The organism is Streptomyces sp. NPDC059499, assembly GCF_042749285.1.
In the GTDB taxonomy this organism is placed as follows: domain Bacteria; phylum Actinomycetota; class Actinomycetes; order Streptomycetales; family Streptomycetaceae; genus Streptomyces.
The window spans coordinates 86,162-108,922 of the sequence record NZ_JBHYTT010000001.1; the positions used below are offsets into that span (position 1 = coordinate 86,162).

Sequence of the window (22,761 nt, forward strand, 5' to 3'; positions counted from 1 at the left end):
GACGCGTAACTTCCCTCACTACCTTACTCGTGCGTAATTTGGCATGAGCACATAGAAACGCCAGCACATTCAGCTTGTGGTCCGGGCCACAGGGCGCACAGACATCGCAACTCCCTTGAGCCGCAAGGAGACCACTCGATGCTGCCCTGGACCCGTGCCCCGCGTACCCCACGCGCGCGCCGACCCCTCACCGCACTCCTCCTCGCCGTCGCCGTACTCGCCACCCCCATGGCGACCGCGACCGCAGCCACCCCCACGGAAGCCGTCTCCACGTCCGCCGCGTCCTCCCGTGGCTGGAACGACTACTCCTGCAAGCCCTCCGCAGCCCATCCCCGCCCCGTCGTCCTGGTCCACGGAACCTTCGGGAACTCGATCGACAACTGGCTCGTCCTCGCGCCGTACCTCGTCAACCGGGGCTACTGCGTCTTCTCGCTCGACTACGGCCAGCTCCCGGGCGTGCCGTTCTTCAACGGCCTCGGCCCCATCGACAAGTCGGCCGAGCAGCTCAAGGTGTTCGTCGACAAGGTGCTCGGCGCCACCGGTGCACCCAAGGCCGACCTCGTCGGCCACTCCCAGGGCGGCATGATGCCCAACTACTACCTGAAGTTCCTCGGCGGCGCCGCCAAGGTGAACGCCCTGGTCGGGATCGCCCCCTCCAACCACGGCACCACACTCCTCGGCCTGACCAAGCTCCTGCCGTACTTCCCCGGCATCGAGGACCTGCTCACCATGAACACCCCCGGCCTCGCCGACCAGGTCGCCGGATCCGCCTTCATCACCAAGCTCAACGCGGGCGGCGACACCGTGCCCGGTGTCCGCTACACCGTCATCGCGACCCAGTACGACGAGGTCGTGACCCCGTACCGCACGCAGTACCTGAGTGGCCCGAACGTACGCAATGTCCTGCTCCAGAACCTGTGTGCGCTCGACCTGTCCGAACACGTCGCGATCGGGACCATCGACCGCATCGCCTTCCACGAGGTCGAGAACGCGCTCGACCCGGCGCACGCCACCCCGACGGACTGTCTGTCGGTGATCGGCTGAGCGGGCCGGTCCCCCGCGCGGTGCGGCCGCGCGGGGGACCGGCCATGAGCGGTCAGCCGCGGTGGGAGCCGGTGGCTGCCCGGCGGCGGACCGAGGCGAACAGGGCGCTCGCGCCGATCGCCAGCGCGGCGGCTCCGCCGATCGCCAGGTACGTGGTGCTGCCGCTGCCACCGGTCTCGGCGAGAGTCTCGTCCGCGGCGCCGGCCGGAGCGGCGGCGGCGCTGTTCGGCTCCGGAGCGTTGGCCCCGTCCTCGTTCGCGTCCTCGCTCCTGCCCCCGTCGGCCGGGGCCGCCTCGGTGACCTTCGCGCCCGTCGCGGCGTCGCTGTCACCGTGCCCGTCGTGCTCGACGGACGACTTGTCGGCGCCCTCGTCGATGTCCTGGTCGGACGGGGCGGAGGCGGTCGGGGCCGGGACGGCGGCTACGGAACCGCTGCCGGTTCCCTGACCGCCGAAGACCACGTCGGAACAGGCGTAGAACGCCTCGGGGGAGTCCGAACGCTGCCAGACGGTGTACACCAACTGCCGTCCCGTGGCCTGCGGCACGGTGCCGTCGAAGACGTACGACCCGTTCTCCAGCTTCGGGTCGGTCGCCTCGGCGAACGGCTTCTCCTGGAGGTCCGACCACTTCAGCGGCTGCGAGGGGTCGTAGCCGGCCTTGGTGAGGTACAGCTCGAAGGAACCCTTGTGCGGCGCGGTCGCCCGGAACCGGAAGGTGTGGCTGCCCGCCTTCATCGGGGTGGACGGCCAGTCCGCGCGCGGCAGGTCGAGCCCCTTGAACTTGTCGTTGCCCGCGCTGCACAGCTTGCCGTCCGGGATCAGCTCACGGTGCTTGCCCGCCGCGTTGGCGATGTTCACACCGTTCCAGTCGTACAGCGCCTGGGTGCCGCCCTCCGCGACCGCCGCCTGGCACGCCGCGGACTTCGGGTTCTCCGGCCCCTCCGCGAAACAGGCCGAGACCCGGCTCACCGGGTCGGTCAGCGAACCGTGGGCGGCCGCCGGGGCGGCGGAGAGCCCGGTCAGCGCGAGCGGAGCGATGCCGAGCGCGACGATCGGGGCGAGCCTGCGGCGAGCGGTCTTGATGGCGGCCATGGTGGCGGTTCTCCTTCGACGGACGCGTCTGTGAGGGGACGGCACAGGGCCGAACGCCGGTGCGGCCCCCCGTACGAATGCCGCACCGACGGAACGGACCCCGTCCCGGTGATCAGCAAACTAGCCGCCGTCCAGGGCGGATCCGGCCGTGGAAAGCCGCAGGTGGCCATCGTTATGGCGGGCTTAAGGGACCGCTAAGCCTCTCGTCAGGGTGGCGTGCGGCGCGCCCTTTCGGAGCCCCTTGGGCAGGCGGTCTCACTGTGCCGCTGTGTGGGGTTGCGGAACTCCGGCGCCGCCGACGGGAGCCGTTCGCTCGGCATGTGCATCGCCTGCGACGACGGTGCCTGGCTGAACGCTCAGAGGCCGTCCAGCACGTTGTTGACCAGGTCCACGACCCGGTACTTCACCTGGTGCCACCGGTTGCAGTACCGCTTCGGCCGCCACCGACGGCCCTGCTTGATCGGCCGTTTGCACCACTTGCACGGCTTGCGCCGCATCGTGACGTCCAGTCCCCCCATACCGCGACCCTAACTCCCGGCCGGTCCGTCCTGTCGCGTCGGACGGACCGGCCGGGTCCCGGTGGTGCCGTGATGGAATTGCGTGACGGTGCCGATGACCGCAGGTCAGATCTGGACGCCGGGCACCTTGTCCTCCACGACCACGCTCGCACGCGTACTGATCGGCGCGTCCGGCTTCGTCACGAAGGGCAGGACGCGGAAGTCGCTCGTCCACCGCTCACGGTCCAGCGTGACCCGGACGTAACCGCGCTGGCTGTTGAAGAACTTCATGTGCGGGTTCGCCGCGAGGAACGTCTCGCCCTGCGCCGTCATGTCCGCGCCGTCGCCGCCGCTCGTGACCGAGGTGCCCACGAACTCCGAACCGACAGTCGCCGAGGCCGGATCGGTGTAGTCGCGCTTCAGGTCCCACGCGTAGTTCTGGTGCCGGTCGCCCGTGATGACGACCAGGTTGCGCACCCCGCGGGTGTCGGCCTCGGCCAGCAGCCGGTTGCGCTCGGTGACATAGCCGTCCCACGGGTCCATCCAGACCGTCGTGCCGGGGCCCGGGTCCTGGTCGGTCTGGCCCATGGGGGCCTGGTTGCCGAGGATCTGCCAGCGGGCGGACGAGCGGCTGAAGCCCTTGAGGACCCAGTCCCGCTGCCGGGCGCCGAGCAGGGTCCGTGCCGGGTCGAAGCGCTCGGCGCAGTCCGCGGACGTGCCGTCGCCGCACGGCTGGTCGTCACGGTACTGGCGGGTGTCGAGCATGGTGAAGTCGGCGAGGCGCCCGTAGGAGAGCCTGCGGTACATCTGTACGTCGGGGCCCTTGGGAAGCTGGGTGCGGCGCAGCGGCGCGTGCTCGTACAGGGCCTGGAACGCGTCGGCACGGCGCTTCAGGAAGGTCTCGGGGTTCTCGTTGTTCTCGGAGACCTCGTCGGCCCAGTTGTTCTCCACCTCGTGGTCGTCGAAGGTCATGATCCACGGGAAGTTGGCGTGCGCCTCGCGCAGCGGGGCCTCGGACTTGTAGAGGCCGTACTGCAGCCGGTAGCGCGCCAGGTCGAGGGTCTCCGTGTGGAACCTGGGGTCGGTGGTCACACCCCGTTTGTTCGTCTTGACGCCCGACTCGTACAGGTAGTCACCGAGGTGCACCACCAGGTCCAGGTCCTCCTGCGCCATGTGGTGGTACGCCGTGAAGTAGCCGTCCTGCCACGCCTGGCAGGACGCGAAGGCGAACCTCAGCCGGCGCGGGGAGTCCCAGGGCGCCGGGGCGGTGCGCGTACGTCCGACGGGGGAGACGGCGGTGCCGGCCCGGAAGCGGAACCAGTACACGCGGTCGGGGGCGAGGCCGTTGACCTCGGGGTGCACGGAGTGTGCCAGTTCAGGGGTCGCGATCACGCTGCCGCGCCGTACGACCCGGCGGAACCGCTCGTCGAGCGCCACCTCGTACTGGACACGGACGGGTGTGGCCGGCATGCCGCCGAGGCCGTCCTGGGCGAACGGGTCGGGCGCGAGACGCGTCCAGAGCACGACCCCGTCCGACGTGGGATCGCCCGAGGCGACACCCAGGGTGAACGGGTCACCCTTCAGGGCGGGCGCGGCGAACGCGGACTGTGCGTCCCACGCCCCCGTACCGAGCATCAGCGCGGCGGCTGCGGCCCCGCCGAATCCGAACATCTGCCTGCGGGACACGGACATCGCGACCACGGGTCCTCCTCGGTTGATCTGCGCCAACCTCGGACACGCTGCCGGGAGTTGATGTCATGCTCACACGCAATGTATGGCCGGGGGCCGAGCGATGCGTGAACAGGACATCTATTACGGTGAGCGGCTCAGGACACCGCCCTGTAGCGCCGCTCCGGCCGCCCCGTACCCCCGTACCGCAACGACACCTCGGCCCGCCCCGTCTCCGCGAAGTACTCGAGGTAGCGGCGTGCGCTGACGCGGGACAGGGCACCGGCCTCCGCGCACTCGGAGGCCGACAGGCCCGCTGGGTGGTCCCGCAGAATGCGCTCCACCAGGTCCGCGGTGTGCCCCGCGAGGCCCTTGGGGAGTTCGCGGGACCCCGGGGGACGGGTGCCGAAGATGCGGTCCACGTCCTCCTGGCGGGCTTCCTGACGGGACTCGTCGAGTGCGCTCAGGCGATTGCGCAGCGCCGCCACGTGCTGCAGCTGCTCCTGCAGCGCCGAGCGGTGGAACGGCTTGATCAGGTAGTGCAGCGCGCCCGCCCTCAGGGCCGCCCTGACCACTCCCGCATCGCGGGCCGCCGTGATGAAGAGCGCGTCCGCGCTGTGGGCGTCCGCGTTCCGCTCCTCCGCCGCGCGCAGCTCCCGCAGCACGTTGATCCCGTCCATATCGGGCAGATAGATGTCGAGCAGGACCAGGTCGGGCCGCAGCCGACGGGCCGCGCGCAGGGCCTCGGCGCCGCTGTGGGCCACGCCGACGACCGTAAAACCGTCCATCGCGGACACATAGCGGCTGTGCAGCTTCGCGACCATGAAGTCGTCGTCCACCACCAGCACTTTCGTCACGCCCGACACCGTAGGTCGCGACCACAACGACCACAACGTCCATTGGTTCCGTAACGGCGACAGCTGGTTGAGGCACGGGCAACATGTGGGCCACCTCACACCCGTCCACGCATGGCTCGAAAGGCGGCACCCGGTGCGATTGCGCACTCCACTCGCCCTGTTCGGGGCGGCGCTGCTGGTGGTCGCGGGGCCACCGCTGCTCTCCACGGGCAGCGGCTCCGACACCGGTACGCAGATTCCCGGACTGCGCTTCATGGTTCCCAACACACCCGGCGGCGGTTACGACATCACGGCGCGCACCGCCGCCAAGAACGCCGAGGACGCCGGCCTCACCCACAGCATCGAGGTGTTCAACCTGCCCGGCGCGGGCGGCACCGTCGGGGTGACCCGGCTGGCCGGCGAGCACGGCAACGGCAAGCTCGCCATGTCCATGGGTCTCGGCGTCGTGGGCGCCGTCCACACCAACAAGTCGCCCAAGACCCTGGCCGACACGACCCCGATCGCCCGGCTCACCGAGGAGCAGGACATCGTCGTCGTCGCCAAGGACTCCCCGTACAGGACCATCGACCAGCTGATCACCGCCTGGAAGAAGGATCCGGGGAAGGTTCCCGTCGGCGGCGGCTCCTCGCCCGGCGGGCCCGACCATCTGGCACCCATGCTGATGGCGAAGGCCGCCGGGATAGCCCCCAAGCAGGTCAACTACATCCCCTTCGACGGCGGCGGCGAACTGCTCGCCTCGATCCTCGGCAACAAGGTCGGCTTCGGTGTCTCCGGGGTCGGCGAGTACCTCGACCAGATCAAGGCCGGCGAGCTGCGGCTGCTCGCCGTGACCGGACCCGAGCGCGTACCGGGACTCGACGCGCCCACTCTCCGTGAGGCAGGGCTGGACACCGACTTCACCAACTGGCGCGGCATCGTCGCCCCGCCGGGCCTCTCCGACGCCGAACGCGACAAGCTCGTCGCACTCCTGCGGGAACTGCACGACTCGAAGCAGTGGCAGGACTCCATGAAGAAGAACGGCTGGGACGACGCGTTCCTCACCGGTGACGCCTTCGGTGACTTCCTGGAGGCCCAGGACGTCCGTGTCGCCACCGTCCTGAAGGAGCTGGGACTGTGACGACACCCCCTCCCACCACCGCACGCTCCTGGCTGCGCGAGCACTCCGAACTCGGTGTCTGCGTCCTGCTGCTCGTGCTGGGCGCCCTCGTCCTCACCGACGCCCTCACCATGGACGTGGACATCACCCAGCGCGGGCCCGTCGGCCCCAAGACCGTCCCGGTCGTGGTCGGCGCCGGACTCCTCGTCGTCGCCGTGCTTCTCGCCGTGGACGTCCTTCGCGGCGGTCGCGGTGAGGCGGAAGCAGGCGAGGACGTCGATCTCGCCGAACCGGCCGATTGGCGCACCGTCGCCCTGCTCACCGGGGTCTTCCTCGCCTTCGCCGTCCTCATAGGCCCGCTCGGCTTCCCCATCTCCGGCGCCCTGCTCTTCTGGGGCTCCGCGTACGCACTCGGCAGCCGCCACTACGACCGGGATCCGCTGATCGCGGCCGGGCTCTCGCTCGTGACCTACTTCGTCTTCGACAACCTGCTCGGGGTACCCCTGCCGGGCGGCCCGCTGATGGGGGTGCTCTGACCGATGGATTCCCTCAACTCCCTCATCGACGGCTTCGGCACGGCGCTCACGCCGGTCAACCTGCTCTGGGCCGCCGTCGGCGTCCTGCTCGGCACGGCGATCGGTGTGCTCCCCGGCATCGGTCCCGCCATGGCCGTGGCGCTCCTGCTGCCCGTCACGTACGGACTCGAACCGACCGGCGCGTTCATCATGTTCGCCGGGATCTACTACGGCGCGATGTTCGGCGGCTCCACCACCTCGATCCTCCTCAACACCCCCGGGGAGAGCGCGGCGGTCGTCGCCGCGATCGAAGGCAACCCCATGGCGAAGGCCGGACGCGGCGCGCAGGCCCTCGCCGCCGCCGCCATCGGCCACTTCAGCGGCGGCATGATCGGCACGATCCTGCTGGTCCTCCTCGCTCCGACCGTCGCCTCGCTCGCCGTCGACATCGGTGCACCGGACTACTTCGCCATCATGGTGCTGGCCTTCATAGCCGTCACCTCCGTCCTCGGCTCCTCCCGGATCCGCGGCCTGGCCTCGCTCCTCATCGGTCTCACCATTGGCCTCGTCGGCCTGGACCGCATGACCGGCCAGCAGCGGCTCACCTTCGGCTCGCTCCAACTGGCCGACGGCATCGACGTGGTGATCGTCGCGGTCGGGCTCTTCGCCATCGGAGAGGCCCTCTGGGTCGCCGCCCACCTGCGCCGCTCCACGGGGAAGCCGATCCCCGTCGGACGCCCCTGGCTCAGGAAGGAGGACGTCCGGCGCACCTGGAAGTCCTGGCTGCGCGGGCCCCTCATCGGGTTCCCGTTCGGCGCGATCCCCGCAGGCGGTGCGGAGATCCCCACCTTCCTCTCGTACGTCACGGAGAAGCGGCTCTCCAAGCACCGCGACCAGTTCGGCAAGGGCGCCATCGAGGGCGTCGCCGGCCCGGAGTCGGCGGCATCCGCCTCCGCCGCCGGGACCCTCGTGTCCATGCTCACCCTCGGCCTGCCCACCACCGCGGTCGCCGCGGTGATGCTGGCCGCCTTCCAGCAGTACGGAATCCAGCCGGGACCGCTGCTGTTCGAGCGTGAACCCGAGCTGGTCTGGGGCCTGATCGCCTCGCTTTTCGTCGGCATGGTGCTGCTGCTCGCGCTCAACCTTCCGCTGGCACCCGTGTGGGCCAAGCTGCTGCGGATCCCGCGTCCCTACCTCTACGCGGGCATCCTGTTCTTCGCGGCCGTCGGTGCCTACGCGGTCGGCGGCGAGGCGGTCGACCTGGTGATCCTGCTGGTGATCGGGATGATCGGTTTCGGAATGCGGAGGTACGGACTGCCGGTGCTCCCCGCGATCATCGCCGTCATCCTCGGCCCGGCCGCCGAACAGCAGTTGCGGCGAGCACTGCAGATCAGCGACGGCAGCGCCACCGGTCTGGTCAACACCCCGTTCTCCGTGACGGTGTACGCGGTCGTCCTGCTCATCCTGGTGTGGCCGCTGGTGAGGAAGCCGGTGACGAGGCTGCTGGTGAGGCGCCGGGCGGCGCAGAAGTAGCGGGTGCTGTCGGCGGCGGCTGAGAGGATTGCGGGTATGACCACGATCGACTGGGACGCCGCCGCCGACTCGTTCGACGAGGAGCCCGACCACGGGCTCCTCGATCCCGCGATACGACACGCATGGGCGCAGCGGCTGGAGAGCTGGCTGCCCACGGCGCGCTCCGAGGTGCTCGATCTCGGGTGCGGTACGGGAAGCCTGGCGCTCCTCGTCGCCGGGCAGGGGCACCGGGTCACCGCCGTCGACCGCTCGCCGCGCATGGCCGAGCAGGCGCGGGCCAAGCTCGCAGGTACCGGCACCGAGGTGCTCGTGGGTGACGCGGGGCAACCCCCCGTCGGCAAGCAGCGGTTCGACGTGATCCTGGCCCGGCACATGGTGTGGCTGCTGCCCGACCCCGCAGCGGCCCTGCACCACTGGTTCACGCTGCTGAAACCGGCCGGCAGGCTGGTGCTGATCGAAGGCGTGTGGGGCGGCGTGGGACTCTCCGCGGCCCGTCTCACCGAACTGCTCGCCCCGCACACGGAGCGCATCCACCACGAGCCGCTCTCCGGCGACGCCCGGCTCTGGGGCAGGGAGGTCGACGACGAGCGGTACGCCCTGGTGGCCCGCGCCGAGCCGGCACACCGGCACACGGAGGTCGTCGACGTCCATCTGATCCTGCGCCGCGGACCCGATGTACTCCTCGCCCGGCGGGCCGGCACGGGATACGCGGACGGGCTGCTCCACGCGCCCTCCGGCCATGCGGAGGACGGCGAGGACGTCCGGGAGGCGGTGATCAGGGAGACGGCCGAGGAGATCGGCGTCGTCCTGGATCCGGACGAGCTGCGGGTGGCCCTGGTCATGCAGCACCGGGGGCCCGGCGGCAGTCCCAGGATGGGCTGGTTCTTCGAGGCGGAGTACGACCCGGCCAGGCCGCCCCGCAACGCCGAGCCGGAGAAGTGCTCCGAGCTCGGCTGGTACCCGCTGGACTCGCTGCCGGACGACATGGTGGCGTACTGCCGTGCCGGACTCGACGGGTACCTGGCCGAGGAGCGCTTCCTGGTCCACTGGCACGAGGACGGCGACCCGGTCGCGTACGCACCGGACGCGGTACGGCGCGCCGTACCGCTGCCGGTCTCCGTCGCCCCCACCGGCCGTGTCCACCACATCGAGCTGTGGGTGCCCGATCTGGCGGCGGCCGAGGCGGAGTGGGGCTGGCTGCTGGGCGAACTGGGCCATGTCCCGTACCAGCGCTGGGCGCAGGGCCTCAGCTGGCGGCGCGGCGGGAGCTACGTGGTGGTCGCGCAGTCACCGGACCTGTCCGACGACACGCACGACAGGCTGCGCCCCGGCCTGAACCACCTGGCCTTCCACGTCCGGGACCGCGCCACGCTCGACGCACTGGTGGCACGCGCACCCGGGCACGGCTGGCGGCTGCTCTTCCCGGACCGCCATCCGTACGCGGGCGGCAGCGGGCACTACGCGGCGTATCTGGAGAACGCCGCCGGGTACGAGGTGGAGCTGGTCGCTCCCTGATCCGGGCCCGATCCGAACGGAAGGCTCTAGCGGAGGAGTTCCGCCAGGCCACCGGTGCGGGCCAGCTGTTCCAGTTCGTCCAGCGCCCGCACGGCCTCCTCGGCCGCCACCGGGTCCCGGCCGGCCAGGCCGCTCTCCTCGAACTCGTCCTCGTCCAGCCGCAGCACGGACGAACCGTCCGCCGACACCCACAGGTCCAGATCCAGGTCCTCGACCAAGAGTTCGGCGTCCCGCAGGACGGCGGGCCTGGTGATGTCGCAGTACCAGCCCTTGAGCTCCCCGCCGCCGGTACGGACCTCCTTCACCGCGAACCACCGGTCGCGCCAGTAGTGCTCGGTGAAGACGTCGCCCGGCTCGAACCGTACGAAGCCGAAGTCCCGGGTGTGCGGGGCCGCCCAGGGGGCCCGGACCGTGATGCGGGTGCTGTCGTCCCGGACGAGGTCCGCCGGGTACCGGATCTTGGTGCTGCCCGCCTTGACCAGGGTGACGAACAGGGCGTTCTCAGGTGAGACGGTGGACATGCCGTACCTCCGTGGCGCAGATCTCGTAGCCGAACCATGTGTTGATCGCCAGCATCGGGCCGTTCCCGGCGTCGTTGCCGGTGTAGGCGTCCGTGTACCCGGCGGCCCGCGCCCGGTGCAGCGAGTCGTTCTTCGCGAGCTTCGCCAGACCCCGGCCGCGGAAGGCGCGCCGGGTGCCGGTCATGCCGGACCAGTAGCGGGTCAGCCCGTCAGTCTCAGCCACGCTGAACGCCGCGACCGCGCCGTCCACCACCACGACCGAGGTGAGCCCGTGGTCGAAGCCGGGGCGGCGCCACGTCGTCCTCAGCCAGTCCTCGTAGTCCGTGAGTTCGGACGGGGTGTCGCTCGGCTCGTCCAGGGTCGTCTCGGCATCGGCCTCGAACAACGGGCGTGGATCGTCCGCGAAGTCGGCAGCACTGAGCAACTCCACGCCGGCCGGGGCCTTCTGGAGCGGCGGCAGCGTGCTGTTCGCCAGATCGAGATGGAGGAAGTGAGCCGGACGGCTCGCCACATAGCCGCGCTTCCCGGCGAACGCGCGGTTGGCCGGTGCGTCGAGCACCCAGGTGTGGACGGCGACCGCGCCGACGCCTGCCAGATACTCCTCGCCGGTCCGCACCAGGAGCGAACCCGCCCCGCGCCCCACCTTGTCCGGATGGGTGTACGGATTGCAGAAGCCCTGGCCCGGCTCCGGGGTCTCGTAGGCGATGCCCACCTGCGCGGTCCCGATGACCTCGCCGTCCTCCTCGGCGACCAGCAGCCGGAACCGCTTGTCGGGATGAGCGTCGGCCAGGTCGCGCAGGACCTGTTCCGGAGTGGTCACCATGTAGGGCAGAGCGGCACGCCGCACCCGCACCCAGGCCTCCGCGTCGGCGGGCAGGAAGTCACGAACGATCACGGTCATGCGCCGGACGGTACCTACGGCCGGGGCCGGTCGCCTCCTATTTTCCGGCGGTGCGGGAGAATCGGCCCGTGACCCTGACGATCGCCATTGATCCGGATTCCGCCACCGCCCCGTACGAGCAGCTGCGCACCCAGCTGTCCGAGCAGGCCAGGTCCGGCGCCCTGCCCGTCGGCTACCGGCTGCCGACCGTACGCGGCCTCGCCGAGGAACTGGGCCTCGCCGCCAACACCGTCGCCAAGGCCTACCGTGCGCTGGAGGCCGACGGAGTGATCGAGACCCGCGGCCGTAACGGCACGTTCATCGCCGCCGCGGGTGACGCCGCGGCGCGGAAGGCCGCGACGGCGGCGCAGGAGTACGCCGACCGGGCCAGGCGCCTCGGCCTGTCACGGGCCGAGGCACTCTCGCTGGCCGAGGACGCCGTGCGGGCCGCCTACGGGCAGTGAACCCAGGAGCCCCTGAGCCGCAGGGGCTCGGAGACATGGGGGCCCGGAGACGTGAGGGCCCGGAGACGTGGGGCCCTCAGAGGTACAGGCCCTCGTCCGCCCTCGCGTCCTGCTTCGGCACGGAGGGGGGAACGCTGCCGCGCCGCAGCGAGTACAGCTCGGCGAGCGTCGCACCCTCCCGGCCCAGGCCCTCCTCCGTACCCAGCCAGGACACCGACTCCGCCCGGGTCAGCGAGCCCACCTCGATCCGGGCCAGGCAGCGGCCCGGCCTGACGACCGCCGGGTGCAGCCGCTCCAGGTCCTCGTTGGTCGTCACCCCCACCAGGACGTTGCGCCCCTGGCCCAGCAGACCGTCCGTCAGGTTCAGCAGCCGGGACAGCGCCTGGCCCGCCGTGTGCTTGGCCTCGCCGCGGATCAGCTCGTCGCAGTCCTCCAGGAGCAGCAGCCGCCACCGGCCCTTCGCCGAACCGTCGTCCTCACCGATCGCGATGTCCATCAGATAGCCGACGTCGTTGAAGAGCCGCTCCGGATCCAGCACACAGTCGACCTGGCACCAGTCGCGCCACGACCGGGCCAGCGTGCGCAGTGCTGAGGTCTTGCCGGTGCCCGGGGGCCCGTGCAGCAGGAGCAGCCGGCCGGAGATGTCGTCCGGGGTGACCTTCATCAGCCGGTCCATGGCATCGGCCACCGGAGCCGTGTAGTTGGTGCGGACCTCGTCCCACGTCCCGGCGGCGATCTGCCGGGTGGTGCGGTGCGGGCCGCGCCGCGGGGACACGTACCAGAAGCCCATCGTCACGTTCTCGGGCTGGGGCTCCGGTTCGTCCTTCGCACCGTCCGTCGCCTGCTCCAGCACCTTCTCCGCCAGTTCGGGGCTGGTGGCCGTGACCGTCACGTCCGCGCCCCGGTTCCACCGCGAGATCAGCAGGGTCCACCCGTCGCCCTCGGCGAGCGTGGCGCTGCGGTCGTCGTCCCGGGCTGCCCGCAGCACCTTGGCCGCCGGTGGCAGCAGGGTCGCCCCCGACTTCACACGATCGAGGGAGGAACTGTGCGAGTACGGCTGCTCGCCCGTCGCGAAGCGCCCGAGGAACAGCGCGTCGACGACGTCCGACGGCGAATCGCTGTCGTCGACGGTGAGCCGGATCGGCAGAGCGGACTCAGGGTTGGCAGACATGGCGCCCATGATCCGGCACGGCGGCACCCCGTGCACCCAGGTTTCGCGAGCTGCTCCCGGCCGGTGCGCACGGCACTCCGGCGCGGCCTCCCCCGAGGTCAGCGCGGCGCACGCACCTCGCGGTCACCCGTCGCGACCGGGCCCGGGGTGGGCCGCCACCCGGACCGTCCCGCGCAGCGCGTACAGAGGCGCGTCGTCGTTCGACAGGACGCGCACCAGATCGGGCCGGGCGTCGAGACTGCGGACCAGCCGCCGCTCCCACGACGCGGAGTGCCCCGCGGTGAGCCGCAGGTACTCCGCCTGACGGTGACCGGCCATCAGATACGCGTGCGGGCCCGCCTCCCGCAGCGCGGCGACCAGCCCGCCCACCAGGACCGGATCGCGGGGCGCGGCCGTCGGACGCAGGATGCCGGGGGAGAGGGCGGGCCCGGCCCCGGCCCCGCTGCCGTCACTCAGCCACAACAGCCGCCCCGGTCCGCCGGGAAGCCCCTCCACGTACGCGACAGCTTCGGCCTCACCGGGGGTGACCCGTTCGAACGGGGCGTCGCCGCCGTGAACCACGAGGAAGCCGCCGGTCAGCGTGAGCCCCGCGAGGAGCGCGCCGACCGGGGCCGCGCTCGTCCGGCCGCGCTCCCGCCCGCCCGCCGTGGTCGCGGTCCCGGCACGCGGGAACAGCGCGAGGGCGGCCAGCAGAGCGGTCCCGGGCAGCGCGCACGCGAACATCTGTGCCGCCACGGCCTCGTCCATCGGACGGAGGAGGAGGACCGTGGCCGGCGCGAGGGCGACGACGAGCAACGTACGTTCCGAGTGGCCGTGGCTGTGCCGACGCCACCATCCGCACCAGGCCAGCAGGAGGACCGCGGCGGCCGGCACCACCCCGGCCGGCAACAGCAGCTGCCGTGCGGAACCGCCCTCGGTCCCCGGTGCCCCGGCCGGCGGACGGAACACCCTCAGCTGCTCGCCGGAGAACACGGCCCACCCCACGGTCAGGAGCGCGAGCAGCACCAGCGGCCCGTACATCCGCGAACGGCGTGCCAGGACGAGTCCGGCGAGGACGGCCAGCATGAACAGGGCAGTCGGCGCATCGGTGACCAGCGCGGCGGCGAACACGGCGACGACTACGGCCGGAACGGCGGTCCTCGGGCGGAGCCCTTCCCCACTCGACTCGGCCTCGGCCGGCGGAGGTTCGCCCGGCAGCCGCTCGTGCTCCTCCGGCTCCGTTGTCCGGGGAACCCGGATCCGGACCAGCACCAGCGCCACGAACGACAGATGGAGGAGATGGGCGATGCCCTCGGCGGCGCTGCCGTCGGGGACCGCCCAGGAGCTCAGCACGAAGATCCACGCACCCGTCCACGGAGCCCGCCAGCCCGCCCGGACCTGCCGCATCATCAGCAACAGGGGCCCCAGCGCCAGCAGATGGACGGCCGCCGGCCACCACCGGGCGAGCGTCGCGGCGTCCGCCGGGGTTCCCGTCGTGAACTCCGCCAGGACCTCCACCGCCCCGGACGGCGCGGACGCGGCCCCCGACGCGGCCTGCAGGCCGTGCAGGGAGAACAGGGTGGCGAGCAGCACGGCCGTCAGCAGCGCGCGGTGCGGCCGGTCGAGCCGGAGGAGCGAAGCGAAGGCCAGCACGAGCAGCCCGGCCCCCAGGAAGGTCGTCGCGGGCAGTACGGAGACGAGGCCCAGGTCTCCCATCCTGTCCAGCTCCCTGTCCCCGAGGGAGCGCAACGGCAGCCAGAACAGAGCCAGTGCGGCGGCCAGCAGCAGCCCGATGCCGAGCTCGGGTCCGAGCGGCAGGGGGAGCGCGGGTCTACGGCGCGGGGCAGCGGTGACGTCCGCAACGGAATCCGTGAAGAAGCCCGGACCGGCGGACGCGGTCGGGGACGGGAGTGACGTGGGCGAACTCGGTACGGTGGCGGCCTGCGGCAGCGGTGTTCTCAGCGCCCAGGCGGGCCGGTGCTCGGTCATCCCTGTTCTCTCCTGCTCTCTCCTGTGCCGATGGGTGCCGGCGAGCGGCGACGGATGTCCCTGGGCAGTGCGAGGAGCGGGCAGCCGGACTCACCGGACGGGCGCCGTTGCCCGTCCGGTGAGTCCGGCCGTCCTTGGATCAGACCGGTCCTGAAGCCGGTCCCTGAGCCGGTGCGGAGCCGCCGAACCGGCGGCGCACCCGGCGCACGCCGCGTACGACCGCGAAGCCCTTCGTGAGGGTCCGGTCCACGGCGAAGGTGCGGGCGACCGCCCGGCCCTCGACCAGTCGTGCGAACTCGGCGGTACCGGTGCTGCGGCGGACCGTCACCCGCTCCAGGGCGTACGGCCCCTGCCGACGGTGTGCCAGGGCGTTGCCCACGGCGAGTGACTGGGCGAAGCCCGCCGCCCGCACCGCCTGCCGCACCCGGCGGCTGGAGTAGCCGTAGGGATAGGCGAAGGAGGCCGGGCGAGCGCCCAGTTCACCGGCGACGATCTCCCGGCAGCGCACGGTCTCGGCCCGCAGCCGCGCGTCGTCGAGCTGGTCGAGCTGCGGATGGGTGTGGCTGTGGCCGCCGATCTCCACGCCCGCCGCCGCGAGTTCCCGTACCTGCCCCCAGTCGAGCATGGTGTCCGGGGCGCCGCCCTCGTCGTACGCACCGCGCAGCCAGCCGGTGGAGACGAAGACGGTGGCGGCGAAGCCGTGTTCGGCGAGCACCGGCAGGGCGTGCCGGTGCACCCCCTCGTAACCGTCGTCGAAGGTGATCAGCACGGGCCGGGACGGCAGGGGCCGCCCGGAGCGCCAGCCCTCGCCGAGCGCCGCCGTGGTGAGCGGGGTGAAGCCTCGCCCGGCGAGGATCTCCATCTGCGCCCGGAACGCGCCGGGCGACACGGAGAGTCCGTACGCGGCGGCGGCCGGACGGTGCCCCACTGCGTGGTACATCAGGATCGGCACGGCCACGCTCACGACGGCTCACCCCGCACGTCCGGGCCCGGTGCCCAGGCGTCCTCCGCGTCCGGGCGCCGTTCGACGGCCGGTACGGAGAACGCCGCCCCGCCGCCCCGCGACCGGACGCTCCCCACGGCGTAGCCGCCCGCGGCGGCCAGCACACCGGTCACGACGGCGCCGGCCCGCCCGGCGCCTCCCGACCTGCCGAGCAACGCGTCCCGCACACCCCGTACCACCCCGGCCGGAAGCACCCGGGTGGTGTAGCGGCGCTCGGACTCGAGTCCCTTGCCCGCGCCGACGCTCCGGGACACGAGTGCCTTGGAGAGCCCCTCGGCGTAGCAGCGGGTACGGAAGTAGCGGAACCGCTCCCGTACCGCGGGGACCTTGTGGTGGATCACCGCGCGGTCGTCGATCAGCAGGACCGCGCGGGGCAGCGCGCGGGCCAGCCGGATGCAGAGTTCCGTCTCCTCACCGCCCAGCGGCCGCTTGTCGCCGTCCCGCCCGATGCCGGTGGCGAAGCCGCCCGCGGCGTCGAACGCCGTGCGCCGGAACGACGCGTTGCCCCCGAGGACGTTGCGGACCCGGACCGTGCCGGGCGGCAGCCCCCTGTACGTACACCCGACGACCCAGTCGAACTCCTCGGGAAACCAGGCAGGCCTGCGGCCCGACGACCAGGCGGGCACGGTCCGCCCGCCGACGGCCATCACCCGCGGATCGTCGTAGCCCTTGTCGAAGTGGCGCAGCCAGTCCTCCTCGGCCACGGCGTCGTCGTCGAGGAACGCGACGATCTCCCCGCGGGCCGCGGCGATGCCGGTGTTGCGGCCGGCCGAGAGGCCGCGGGGGCCCGCGTTCGCGAGCACCCGCACCGCCCCGGACCGCCCCGGCTGCCCGTACTCCTTGCCCAGCCGCTCCAGCAGCGCCGGGTTGTGGTCCACCACCAGCAGGATCTCCCGGGCAGGCAGGGACTGCGCGTGCACCGAGCCGACGGCCGCGAGGATGTCCTCCCAGCGGTCCTCGGTGTACACGCAGATGACCACGGAGAAGTCGCGCAGGTTCACAGCACCTGTCCCCGGCCGATGACCGCGGGCACGGCGGCCGCCCGGCGCCCGCCGCGGCGCACGCGCTTCTCCCTGAGGATCACCTTGAGCACACGGATCCCGTCACGCACGGCACTGAGGTTGCTCACGCCGTGGATGCGGTTGTACTCGTGACTCGGGACCTCCTGGACCCTGAGCCCGGCCTTGACCACCCGGATGTTCATCAGCGTCTCGATCTCGAAGCCCGTGCAGTCCAGGGTGATCCTGTCCAGGCAGTGCTTCCAGAAGGCGTTGTAGCCGTAGCAGAGGTCGGTGTAGCGGGCCCCGAACTTGCGGTTGACGACGGTGCACAGCGCCCAGTTGCCGAACTTGCGGACCGGCGTCATGTCGTCCGTGCCGCCCCCGTTGGCGAAGCGGGAGCCCTTGGCGAAGTCGGCGCCGCCGACCAGGGCCGAGACGTAGCTGACGATCTCCTCGCCGTCCGCGGAACCGTCCGCGTCGACCATCACGATGATCTCACCGGTGCAGGCGGCGAAGCCGCTGATCAGGGCGTCACCCTTGCCCTTGCCGACCTGCTTGACGACCACGACGTCAGGGCGCAGTTCACGGGCCACCCTGATCGTGTCGTCGGTGGAATTCCCGTCCACGAGCACGACTTCATGAATCCAGTCGGGCAGGGTCTTGAACACATAGGGAAGATTCTCCGCCTCGTTCATGGCGGGGATCACGACACTTACCGGCGGCGCTATCGCGAGATGGGAAGAGATCGGTCGGTATTCGCTCTCCATTCGAGCGACTTCGGTCTCTTCGGCGGTCGATCTGATCGAGGAAGGCAGGACTGAACTCATGAGTCTTTTCCCTCTCGTCCGGTGGACGGCCCGCCCCCGGGCAGTCCGGATAAAGGTCCGGTTCGAAAGGGGGGTTCTCACCCCGGCCATGACGGCATGGCACTCCGAGCTGGCTGGATGAGCTGGCACAACTGGCCGCACGGCGGCCGACTCGACTGAGTACGGCCGCTGGGCACGGCACCCCCCTACCGCGCCCCGCCCGGTATCCATCGCGGCTGCCTGAGCCCTCCCCTGGAGCCGCCTTGCGTGATGGACCGTTGCGGGTGGATGTACGACGGTATTAACGAGTGGAACTATATGGCAAGACCTCCTATGAGGTCTCGCTTTTTCCGGTTTTTTGCCTGACTGTCACGCTCGCGTGCGGAATTGTGACTTCCTATTGCTCGGGTCTTTCCGGGCCTTCGGAATCCGGGACGACAGGAAAATGATCAGCGCGGCGACTGAAATGATCAGAACGGAATTCCGCGCTGACCTGCTGTCCAGTGCGGTCAGCGCCTGCGCCGCCAGGAGATTGACGGCGAGGGACCCCGAGACCGAGACGACCAGCCGGCCCGTGCGGTCCATGCCGGCCAGCCACGCGGAGAGCGCGGCGGCCGGGGTTGCGAAGAGGTGAAAGAGCGCGAAAGGGGCGCGCAATGCTGAGTCGAAGTCGCTGAGTGCCAGCGCTGCGCCCACCCCCGCCACCGCCACGGCGGCACCTGCCGCAACAGGCAGCACATCTGTCCGAACTGACCCTGTCTCACTACTGATGATCCGCATTGGCGACTTTGCCCCCCAGCGCGCCGGATGCCGGATTTCAATGTGACGTAACGCCAGGAGGGCGTCAAGAAGCACTTGCTGAATGGTCTTGGCATGAACACTTCCGGAATCGCGGCCGTGACTGCTACCACGGAGTAGGCAGAGATCCTGCCCAAGGAGGTTCCATGAAAATGTCCAGACTCGTGGCGTTCTCGTCCTCTCTCCTGCTCGGTACCGTTCTCGCTCTGACAGGGGCCGGTGTCGCCAACGCCGATGAATCCGCGGCCGCGGTCGACTACGTGGCTCTCGGCGACTCGTACTCCTCCGGCGTGGGCGCCGGCAGCTACGACAGCGCGAGCGGCAACTGCAAGCGCAGCACCCGGGCCTACCCCGCTCTCTGGGCCGCCGCCAACGCGCCCGCCTCGTTCTCCTTCACCGCGTGCTCGGGAGCGCGTACGGCCGATGTCACGGCCGGTCAGCTCGGGCCCGTCAACTCCTCGACCGACCTCGTCTCGATCTCCATCGGCGGCAATGACGCGGGCTTCGCCGACGTCATGACCACCTGCGTCCTGCAGTCCGAGTCCACCTGCCTGAGCCGGATCGCCACCGCCCGCTCCTTCGTCGACTCGACCCTGCCCGGACGGCTCGACACCGTGTACTCGGCGATCAGCGCCAAGGCACCCGCCGCCCGTGTCGTCGTCCTCGGCTATCCCCGCTTCTACAAGCTCGGCGGCAGCTGCCTCGCAGGTCTCAGCGAGAAGGAACGCGCCGCCATCAACAGCGCTGCCGACTACCTCAACGCGGCCACCGCCAAGCGGGCCGCCGACCACGGCTTCACCTTCGGTGACGTCACGTCCACCTTCACCAACCACGAGATCTGCTCGGGCAGTGCCTGGCTGCACAGTGTGAACTGGCTCAACATCGGCGAGTCCTACCACCCCACCGCCGCCGGGCAGTCGGGCGGCTACCTGCCGGTCTTCAACTCGGCGGCCTGACCGGTCCGTAGTCGCGCGGCGCAACCGGCCCGGCCGTACAGCCGGGGAGGAGACCCCGTTCTCCAGGGTCTCCTCCATCCGCGGCATTCGGTGACCGCCCGTCAACCTCCGTATACATGTACGTAATCCTCCAACCGGGATACGCGAGTGTCATCGCGGGGCGATAGGGTTAACCTGCCCGGGCCGGGTGCCCTCGTACGGGTGGGGAGTGACATGGAACAGATAACGGTGCGCAGCAGGGCGCGTGTACCTGCCATTACATGTGGGAGCAGTGCGACCAGTTCGCGCCTCGACCGCCATCTCGCAGTGCTGGGCGGCCCCGCCGTTCCGCAGCGTGAGTCCGCGGAAGCGACGCTGCTGATGCTCGAGCTCACCTCGCGCGACGCCGCGCACACCCGCAGGAGCAGGAGCGCGCGTGTCTCGCTCTTCGCGCCGCTGCGGCGACTGCGCCGTTCGCTCTTCGGCAGCCGCCGCTGACCGACGGCCTGTCACGACCGGTCCGGCCCACCGCTCAGGGCCGTGCCCACGATCACTCCGTCCCGGCGCAGTGCTGCTGTCTGCTCGTCCGTCATCCCCAGGACCCGCAGCGTTGCGTCGGTGTGTTCCCCCAGCGCCGGTACGGCACCCATCGGCGTCTCCCGCCCCGCCCGGCAGTGTGATCTGCGCCGTGTCCGGCCCGGCGAGCGCCTCCGTGCCGGTCAGCCGCGCGAGAGCCTGCCCCACGACCGCGTCGGTCCGCTCCCGGTTCGCCATCCGGGCGGTGTTCGTCGCGGGGCCCCGTCCGCCCGCTCACGGGCGCTCGTGTTTCAGTGCGTGCCGCGTGCGTACCGGCGCACGGTCAGCGGGACGAACACGGCGAGCAGGACGGCCGCCCAGGCCAGCGTCCCCGCCACCGGGTGCGCGACCGGCCAGGCGGCACCCTCGGCCGGGGCCGCGTTGCCGAAGAGGTCGCGGGTGGCCGAGGCGAGGGCACTGATCGGGTTCCACTCGGCGACGGTGCGCAGCCAGCCCGGCATGCCGTCCGTCGGGATGTACGCGCTGGAGAGCAGCGGCAGGATGAAGGTGGCGCTGCCCAGCTGGCCCGCGGCCTCCTCGTTGCGGATGAGCAGGCCCAGCCAGTAGCCCGCCCAGGACGTGGCGAACCGGAAGAGCAGCAGCAGCCCGTACGCCCCGAGCGCGGCGGCCGGGCCGCCCTCGATCCGCCAGCCCGCCGCGAGTCCGACGAGCATCAGCGGGATCATGCCGACGGCCGTGGTCAGCACCTCGGCTCCGGTCGAGCCGAGCGGTACCGCGGCCCGGCTCATCGGCAGCGTGCGGAAGCGGTCCATCACCCCGCGGTCGCAGTCCTGGGCCGCCTGGAACATGCCGGTCATGAGGCCGTTGGCCGCCGTTGCGGCGAGGAGGCCCGGCACCAGGAAGGAGCGGTACTCCTGCCCCGGGACCGCCAGTGCGCTGCCGAACACGTAGCCGAAGAACAGCAGCATCGTGATCGGCATGGTCTGGGTCAGGATCAGCACGCCGGGCGCGGCCTTGATCTTCTGCAGATGGCGGCCCACCATGGCCAGGCCGTCGGCCGCCAGGGAGCCTGTGAGGGCGGGCGCCTGGATCCGCTCGTGGACCGGGGTCGTCGTGCTCATGCTGCCGGCTCCTTCGGTGCGCGGACGTCGCCGCGGTCGGTCAGTCGGAGAAAGGCCTCGTCGAGGGTGGGTGGGCGCAGGCTCGCATCGATCACCGGGACACCCGCGGCGTCCAGTTCGCGGACGATGCGCGGCAGGGTGAGCGTGGCGTCGGACGCGACGACGCCGATGGTGCGGTGCTCGTGGTCGAGCGTCGGTTCGGCGCCGGTCAGCTGGTCGAGCACCGCCGCCGCGGCTCCGAGCGCCGACTCGTGGGCGACGACGACCTCCGCGTAACTGCCGATGAGGGACTTGAGTTCGGCCGGAGTGCCCCGGTGGGCGGCGCGGCCCCGGTCGATCAGCACGATGTCGTCGGCGAGCTGGTCGGCCTCCTCCAGGTACTGCGTGGTCAGCAGGACGGTGGTGCCGCGCCCCGCCAGTTCGCGTACCGCCTCCCAGATCTGGTTGCGGCTGTGCGGGTCGAGCCCGGTCGTCGGCTCGTCGAGGAAGAGCACCTGCGGGCGGGTGAGGAGTCCGGCGGCGAGGTCGAGGCGGCGGCGCATGCCGCCCGAGTAGGTGCGGGCGGGGCGGTCGGCCGCCTCGGTCAGCCCGAAGCGTTCGAGGAGCTCGTCGGCGCGCGAGCGGCCCGCGGGGCCCCGGAGGCGGAGCAGCCGTGCGAAGAGGCGGAGATTCTGCCGCCCGGAGAGCTCGCCGTCGATGGAGGTGCTCTGCCCCGTGACTCCGATGGCCGCGCGCACGGCGGCGGCCTCGCGGACCACGTCGTGACCGGCGACCCGCGCGCTGCCGCCGTCCGGGCTCGTCAGTGTGGTGAGCACCCGGACAGCGGTGCTCTTTCCCGCGCCGTTCGGCCCCAGCACACCGCAGACGGAGCCCTCGGCGACGGCGAGATCGAGCCCGCGCAGGGCGTGGACGTCTCCGTAGTGCTTCTCCAGACCTTCACTAAGTACAGCGTACGTAGTTGTCATGGGCCTACCGTAGCGCACTACGTACGGTGTACGTAACTACGATGGTGAAAGAGGTGATGACCGATGGCGGGGCGACCCCCTGTACCCGAAGTGATCTGGGCGCGCCCCGAGCGGGCGGGCCGCGGGCCCAAGCCCGCTTTCAGCCGTGCGGACATCGCGGCAGCCGCCGTGCGTATCGCCGACGCCGAGGGCCTGGACGCGGTGTCGATGCGCAAGGTGGCCGCGGAGCTGGGCTGCGGCACGATGTCGCTCTACAACTACGTGCCGCGCAAGGAGGATCTGTACGAGCTGATGCTCGACGCGGTCAGTGGCGGGTACGACCTGCCGGAGAAGCCGTCCGGCGACTGGCGTGCCGACATGACGGCGCTCGCGCACCAGGCCCGCGCGATGATGCACCGCCACACCTGGGTGCCCCGGCTGATGTCACCGGTCTACGGATTCAGCCCGAACGTACTGGCCTACATGGAGTACACGCTGAGCATCCTGGACGGGCTCGATGCCCGGTTCGGCGAGAAGATGGAACTCATCGCCATGGTCAACGGCGTGGTCACCACCTACACGGCCAACGAGATCGCCACGGCCGAACGCAGCCGCTCGCTGCCCTGGACCGAGGAACAGGAGCACGCGGCCCGCACCAACTATCTGCTCAGCCAGATCATGACCGGCAAGTACCCGCGCCTGGCAGCCGGGTTCGCCGAGGACTCCGGGCCGATCGATCTGGAGGGCGTCTTCGACCGGGCGCTGGGCCGGGTGCTGGACTCCTTCGAGCGGTAGCC

Annotated in this window: 23 protein-coding genes and 1 pseudogene; 9 read left to right on the forward strand and 15 right to left on the reverse strand. The window is 71.1% G+C overall.

Features of this window, described 5'->3' with window-relative positions; all coding sequences use genetic code 11:
• Positions 1 to 138 precede the first annotated feature (138 nt).
• Positions 139 to 1,044 carry an alpha/beta fold hydrolase gene (locus ACFW9O_RS00380; protein ID WP_351171328.1) on the forward strand — a complete coding sequence of 302 codons (906 nt, stop codon included), beginning with the start codon at positions 139 to 141 and terminating at the stop codon, positions 1,042 to 1,044.
• 52 nt (positions 1,045 to 1,096) lie between these two features.
• Here ACFW9O_RS00380 and ACFW9O_RS00385 read toward each other — a convergent pair whose 3' ends face one another.
• The 4 genes from ACFW9O_RS00385 to ACFW9O_RS00400 all read right to left on the reverse strand — a co-directional run bounded on the left by ACFW9O_RS00385 (position 1,097) and on the right by ACFW9O_RS00400 (position 5,156).
• Entirely contained in the window at positions 1,097 to 2,134 is a 1,038-nt protein-coding gene (locus ACFW9O_RS00385; protein WP_384603419.1) for a lytic polysaccharide monooxygenase, read from the reverse strand.
• A 356-nt stretch (positions 2,135 to 2,490) separates the two neighbouring features.
• Complete coding sequence (locus ACFW9O_RS00390) at positions 2,491 to 2,652, reverse strand: hypothetical protein (RefSeq protein ID WP_384603422.1); 162 nt, start codon at positions 2,650 to 2,652, stop codon at positions 2,491 to 2,493.
• A 105-nt stretch (positions 2,653 to 2,757) separates the two neighbouring features.
• Entirely contained in the window at positions 2,758 to 4,332 is a 1,575-nt protein-coding gene (locus tag ACFW9O_RS00395) for an alkaline phosphatase D family protein (RefSeq protein WP_384603424.1), read from the reverse strand.
• Between the two features lie 125 nt (positions 4,333 to 4,457).
• The gene (locus ACFW9O_RS00400; protein ID WP_351179329.1) at positions 4,458 to 5,156 is read right to left on the reverse strand and encodes a response regulator; all 699 of its coding nucleotides are present in this window, start codon (positions 5,154 to 5,156) and stop codon (positions 4,458 to 4,460) included.
• A gap of 133 nt (positions 5,157 to 5,289) precedes the next feature.
• Here ACFW9O_RS00400 and ACFW9O_RS00405 point away from each other — a divergent pair, with 133 nt between their 5' ends.
• From ACFW9O_RS00405 to ACFW9O_RS00420, 4 genes are read left to right on the forward strand one after another with little or no spacing between them, the layout of a single operon-like run.
• The gene (locus ACFW9O_RS00405) at positions 5,290 to 6,273 is read left to right on the forward strand and encodes a Bug family tripartite tricarboxylate transporter substrate binding protein (protein ID WP_384603427.1); all 984 of its coding nucleotides are present in this window, start codon (positions 5,290 to 5,292) and stop codon (positions 6,271 to 6,273) included.
• On the forward strand, positions 6,270 to 6,788 hold the full coding sequence (locus ACFW9O_RS00410; protein ID WP_384603429.1) for a tripartite tricarboxylate transporter TctB family protein: 519 nt from the start codon (positions 6,270 to 6,272) through the stop codon (positions 6,786 to 6,788). Before ACFW9O_RS00405 ends, ACFW9O_RS00410 begins: the two co-directional genes overlap by 4 nt.
• A 3-nt stretch (positions 6,789 to 6,791) precedes the next feature.
• Positions 6,792 to 8,300, forward strand: a complete 1,509-nt coding sequence (locus ACFW9O_RS00415; RefSeq protein ID WP_384603432.1) for a tripartite tricarboxylate transporter permease — start codon at positions 6,792 to 6,794, stop codon at positions 8,298 to 8,300.
• Positions 8,301 to 8,336: 36 nt separating this feature from the next.
• Positions 8,337 to 9,815 carry a trifunctional class I SAM-dependent methyltransferase/NUDIX hydrolase/VOC family protein gene (locus tag ACFW9O_RS00420; protein WP_384603435.1) on the forward strand — a complete coding sequence of 493 codons (1,479 nt, stop codon included), beginning with the start codon at positions 8,337 to 8,339 and terminating at the stop codon, positions 9,813 to 9,815.
• Positions 9,816 to 9,841: 26 nt separating this feature from the next.
• Here the strand turns inward: ACFW9O_RS00420 and ACFW9O_RS00425 are convergent, their stop codons facing one another.
• Together ACFW9O_RS00425 and ACFW9O_RS00430 are read right to left on the reverse strand one after the other, a co-directional pair.
• On the reverse strand, positions 9,842 to 10,336 hold the full coding sequence (locus ACFW9O_RS00425) for a DUF402 domain-containing protein (protein ID WP_351179314.1): 495 nt from the start codon (positions 10,334 to 10,336) through the stop codon (positions 9,842 to 9,844).
• Positions 10,317 to 11,237, reverse strand: coding sequence for a GNAT family N-acetyltransferase (locus ACFW9O_RS00430; protein WP_384603439.1), 921 nt, complete (start codon positions 11,235 to 11,237; stop codon positions 10,317 to 10,319). The genes ACFW9O_RS00425 and ACFW9O_RS00430 overlap by 20 nt, the downstream gene beginning before the upstream one ends.
• A 68-nt stretch (positions 11,238 to 11,305) precedes the next feature.
• On the opposite strand from ACFW9O_RS00430, the gene ACFW9O_RS00435 reads away from it, so the two are divergent.
• Positions 11,306 to 11,680 carry a GntR family transcriptional regulator gene (locus tag ACFW9O_RS00435; protein WP_351179308.1) on the forward strand — a complete coding sequence of 125 codons (375 nt, stop codon included), beginning with the start codon at positions 11,306 to 11,308 and terminating at the stop codon, positions 11,678 to 11,680.
• 76 nt (positions 11,681 to 11,756) lie between these two features.
• Here the strand turns inward: ACFW9O_RS00435 and ACFW9O_RS00440 are convergent, their stop codons facing one another.
• The 6 genes from ACFW9O_RS00440 to ACFW9O_RS00465 form a co-directional block, all read right to left on the reverse strand.
• Positions 11,757 to 12,851: a DUF5925 domain-containing protein gene (locus tag ACFW9O_RS00440; protein WP_384603442.1), complete on the reverse strand. Its 1,095-nt coding sequence runs from the start codon at positions 12,849 to 12,851 to the stop codon at positions 11,757 to 11,759.
• Between the two features lie 123 nt (positions 12,852 to 12,974).
• The gene (locus ACFW9O_RS00445) at positions 12,975 to 14,819 is read right to left on the reverse strand and encodes a hypothetical protein (protein ID WP_384603444.1); all 1,845 of its coding nucleotides are present in this window, start codon (positions 14,817 to 14,819) and stop codon (positions 12,975 to 12,977) included.
• Between the two features lie 139 nt (positions 14,820 to 14,958).
• Positions 14,959 to 15,759, reverse strand: a complete 801-nt coding sequence (locus ACFW9O_RS00450; RefSeq protein WP_384605190.1) for a polysaccharide deacetylase family protein — start codon at positions 15,757 to 15,759, stop codon at positions 14,959 to 14,961.
• 20 nt (positions 15,760 to 15,779) lie between these two features.
• On the reverse strand, positions 15,780 to 16,823 hold the full coding sequence (locus ACFW9O_RS00455; RefSeq protein WP_384603446.1) for a glycosyltransferase: 1,044 nt from the start codon (positions 16,821 to 16,823) through the stop codon (positions 15,780 to 15,782).
• Entirely contained in the window at positions 16,820 to 17,590 is a 771-nt protein-coding gene (locus tag ACFW9O_RS00460; protein WP_351177378.1) for a glycosyltransferase family 2 protein, read from the reverse strand. The genes ACFW9O_RS00455 and ACFW9O_RS00460 overlap by 4 nt, the downstream gene beginning before the upstream one ends.
• Before the next feature lie 408 nt (positions 17,591 to 17,998).
• Entirely contained in the window at positions 17,999 to 18,484 is a 486-nt protein-coding gene (locus ACFW9O_RS00465) for a hypothetical protein (protein WP_384603449.1), read from the reverse strand.
• An 89-nt stretch (positions 18,485 to 18,573) separates the two neighbouring features.
• Here ACFW9O_RS00465 and ACFW9O_RS00470 point away from each other — a divergent pair, with 89 nt between their 5' ends.
• Together ACFW9O_RS00470 and ACFW9O_RS00475 are read left to right on the forward strand one after the other, a co-directional pair.
• Positions 18,574 to 19,383 carry an SGNH/GDSL hydrolase family protein gene (locus ACFW9O_RS00470; protein WP_384603452.1) on the forward strand — a complete coding sequence of 270 codons (810 nt, stop codon included), beginning with the start codon at positions 18,574 to 18,576 and terminating at the stop codon, positions 19,381 to 19,383.
• A 213-nt stretch (positions 19,384 to 19,596) separates the two neighbouring features.
• On the forward strand, positions 19,597 to 19,860 hold the full coding sequence (locus tag ACFW9O_RS00475; RefSeq protein WP_329212691.1) for a hypothetical protein: 264 nt from the start codon (positions 19,597 to 19,599) through the stop codon (positions 19,858 to 19,860).
• Between the two features lie 11 nt (positions 19,861 to 19,871).
• On the opposite strand, the pseudogene ACFW9O_RS00480 reads toward ACFW9O_RS00475, so the two are convergent.
• From ACFW9O_RS00480 to ACFW9O_RS00490, 3 genes and pseudogenes are all read right to left on the reverse strand, one after another.
• Positions 19,872 to 20,154, reverse strand: a pseudogene (locus ACFW9O_RS00480) (hypothetical protein); the annotation flags it as partial.
• Between the two features lie 35 nt (positions 20,155 to 20,189).
• Entirely contained in the window at positions 20,190 to 21,020 is an 831-nt protein-coding gene (locus ACFW9O_RS00485; protein WP_384603455.1) for an ABC transporter permease, read from the reverse strand.
• Positions 21,017 to 21,985, reverse strand: a complete 969-nt coding sequence (locus tag ACFW9O_RS00490) for an ATP-binding cassette domain-containing protein (protein WP_351177363.1) — start codon at positions 21,983 to 21,985, stop codon at positions 21,017 to 21,019. Before ACFW9O_RS00490 ends, ACFW9O_RS00485 begins: the two co-directional genes overlap by 4 nt.
• 63 nt (positions 21,986 to 22,048) lie before the next feature.
• Here ACFW9O_RS00490 and ACFW9O_RS00495 point away from each other — a divergent pair, with 63 nt between their 5' ends.
• The gene (locus tag ACFW9O_RS00495; protein WP_384603458.1) at positions 22,049 to 22,759 is read left to right on the forward strand and encodes a TetR/AcrR family transcriptional regulator C-terminal domain-containing protein; all 711 of its coding nucleotides are present in this window, start codon (positions 22,049 to 22,051) and stop codon (positions 22,757 to 22,759) included.
• Positions 22,760 to 22,761: the final 2 nt, after the last annotated feature.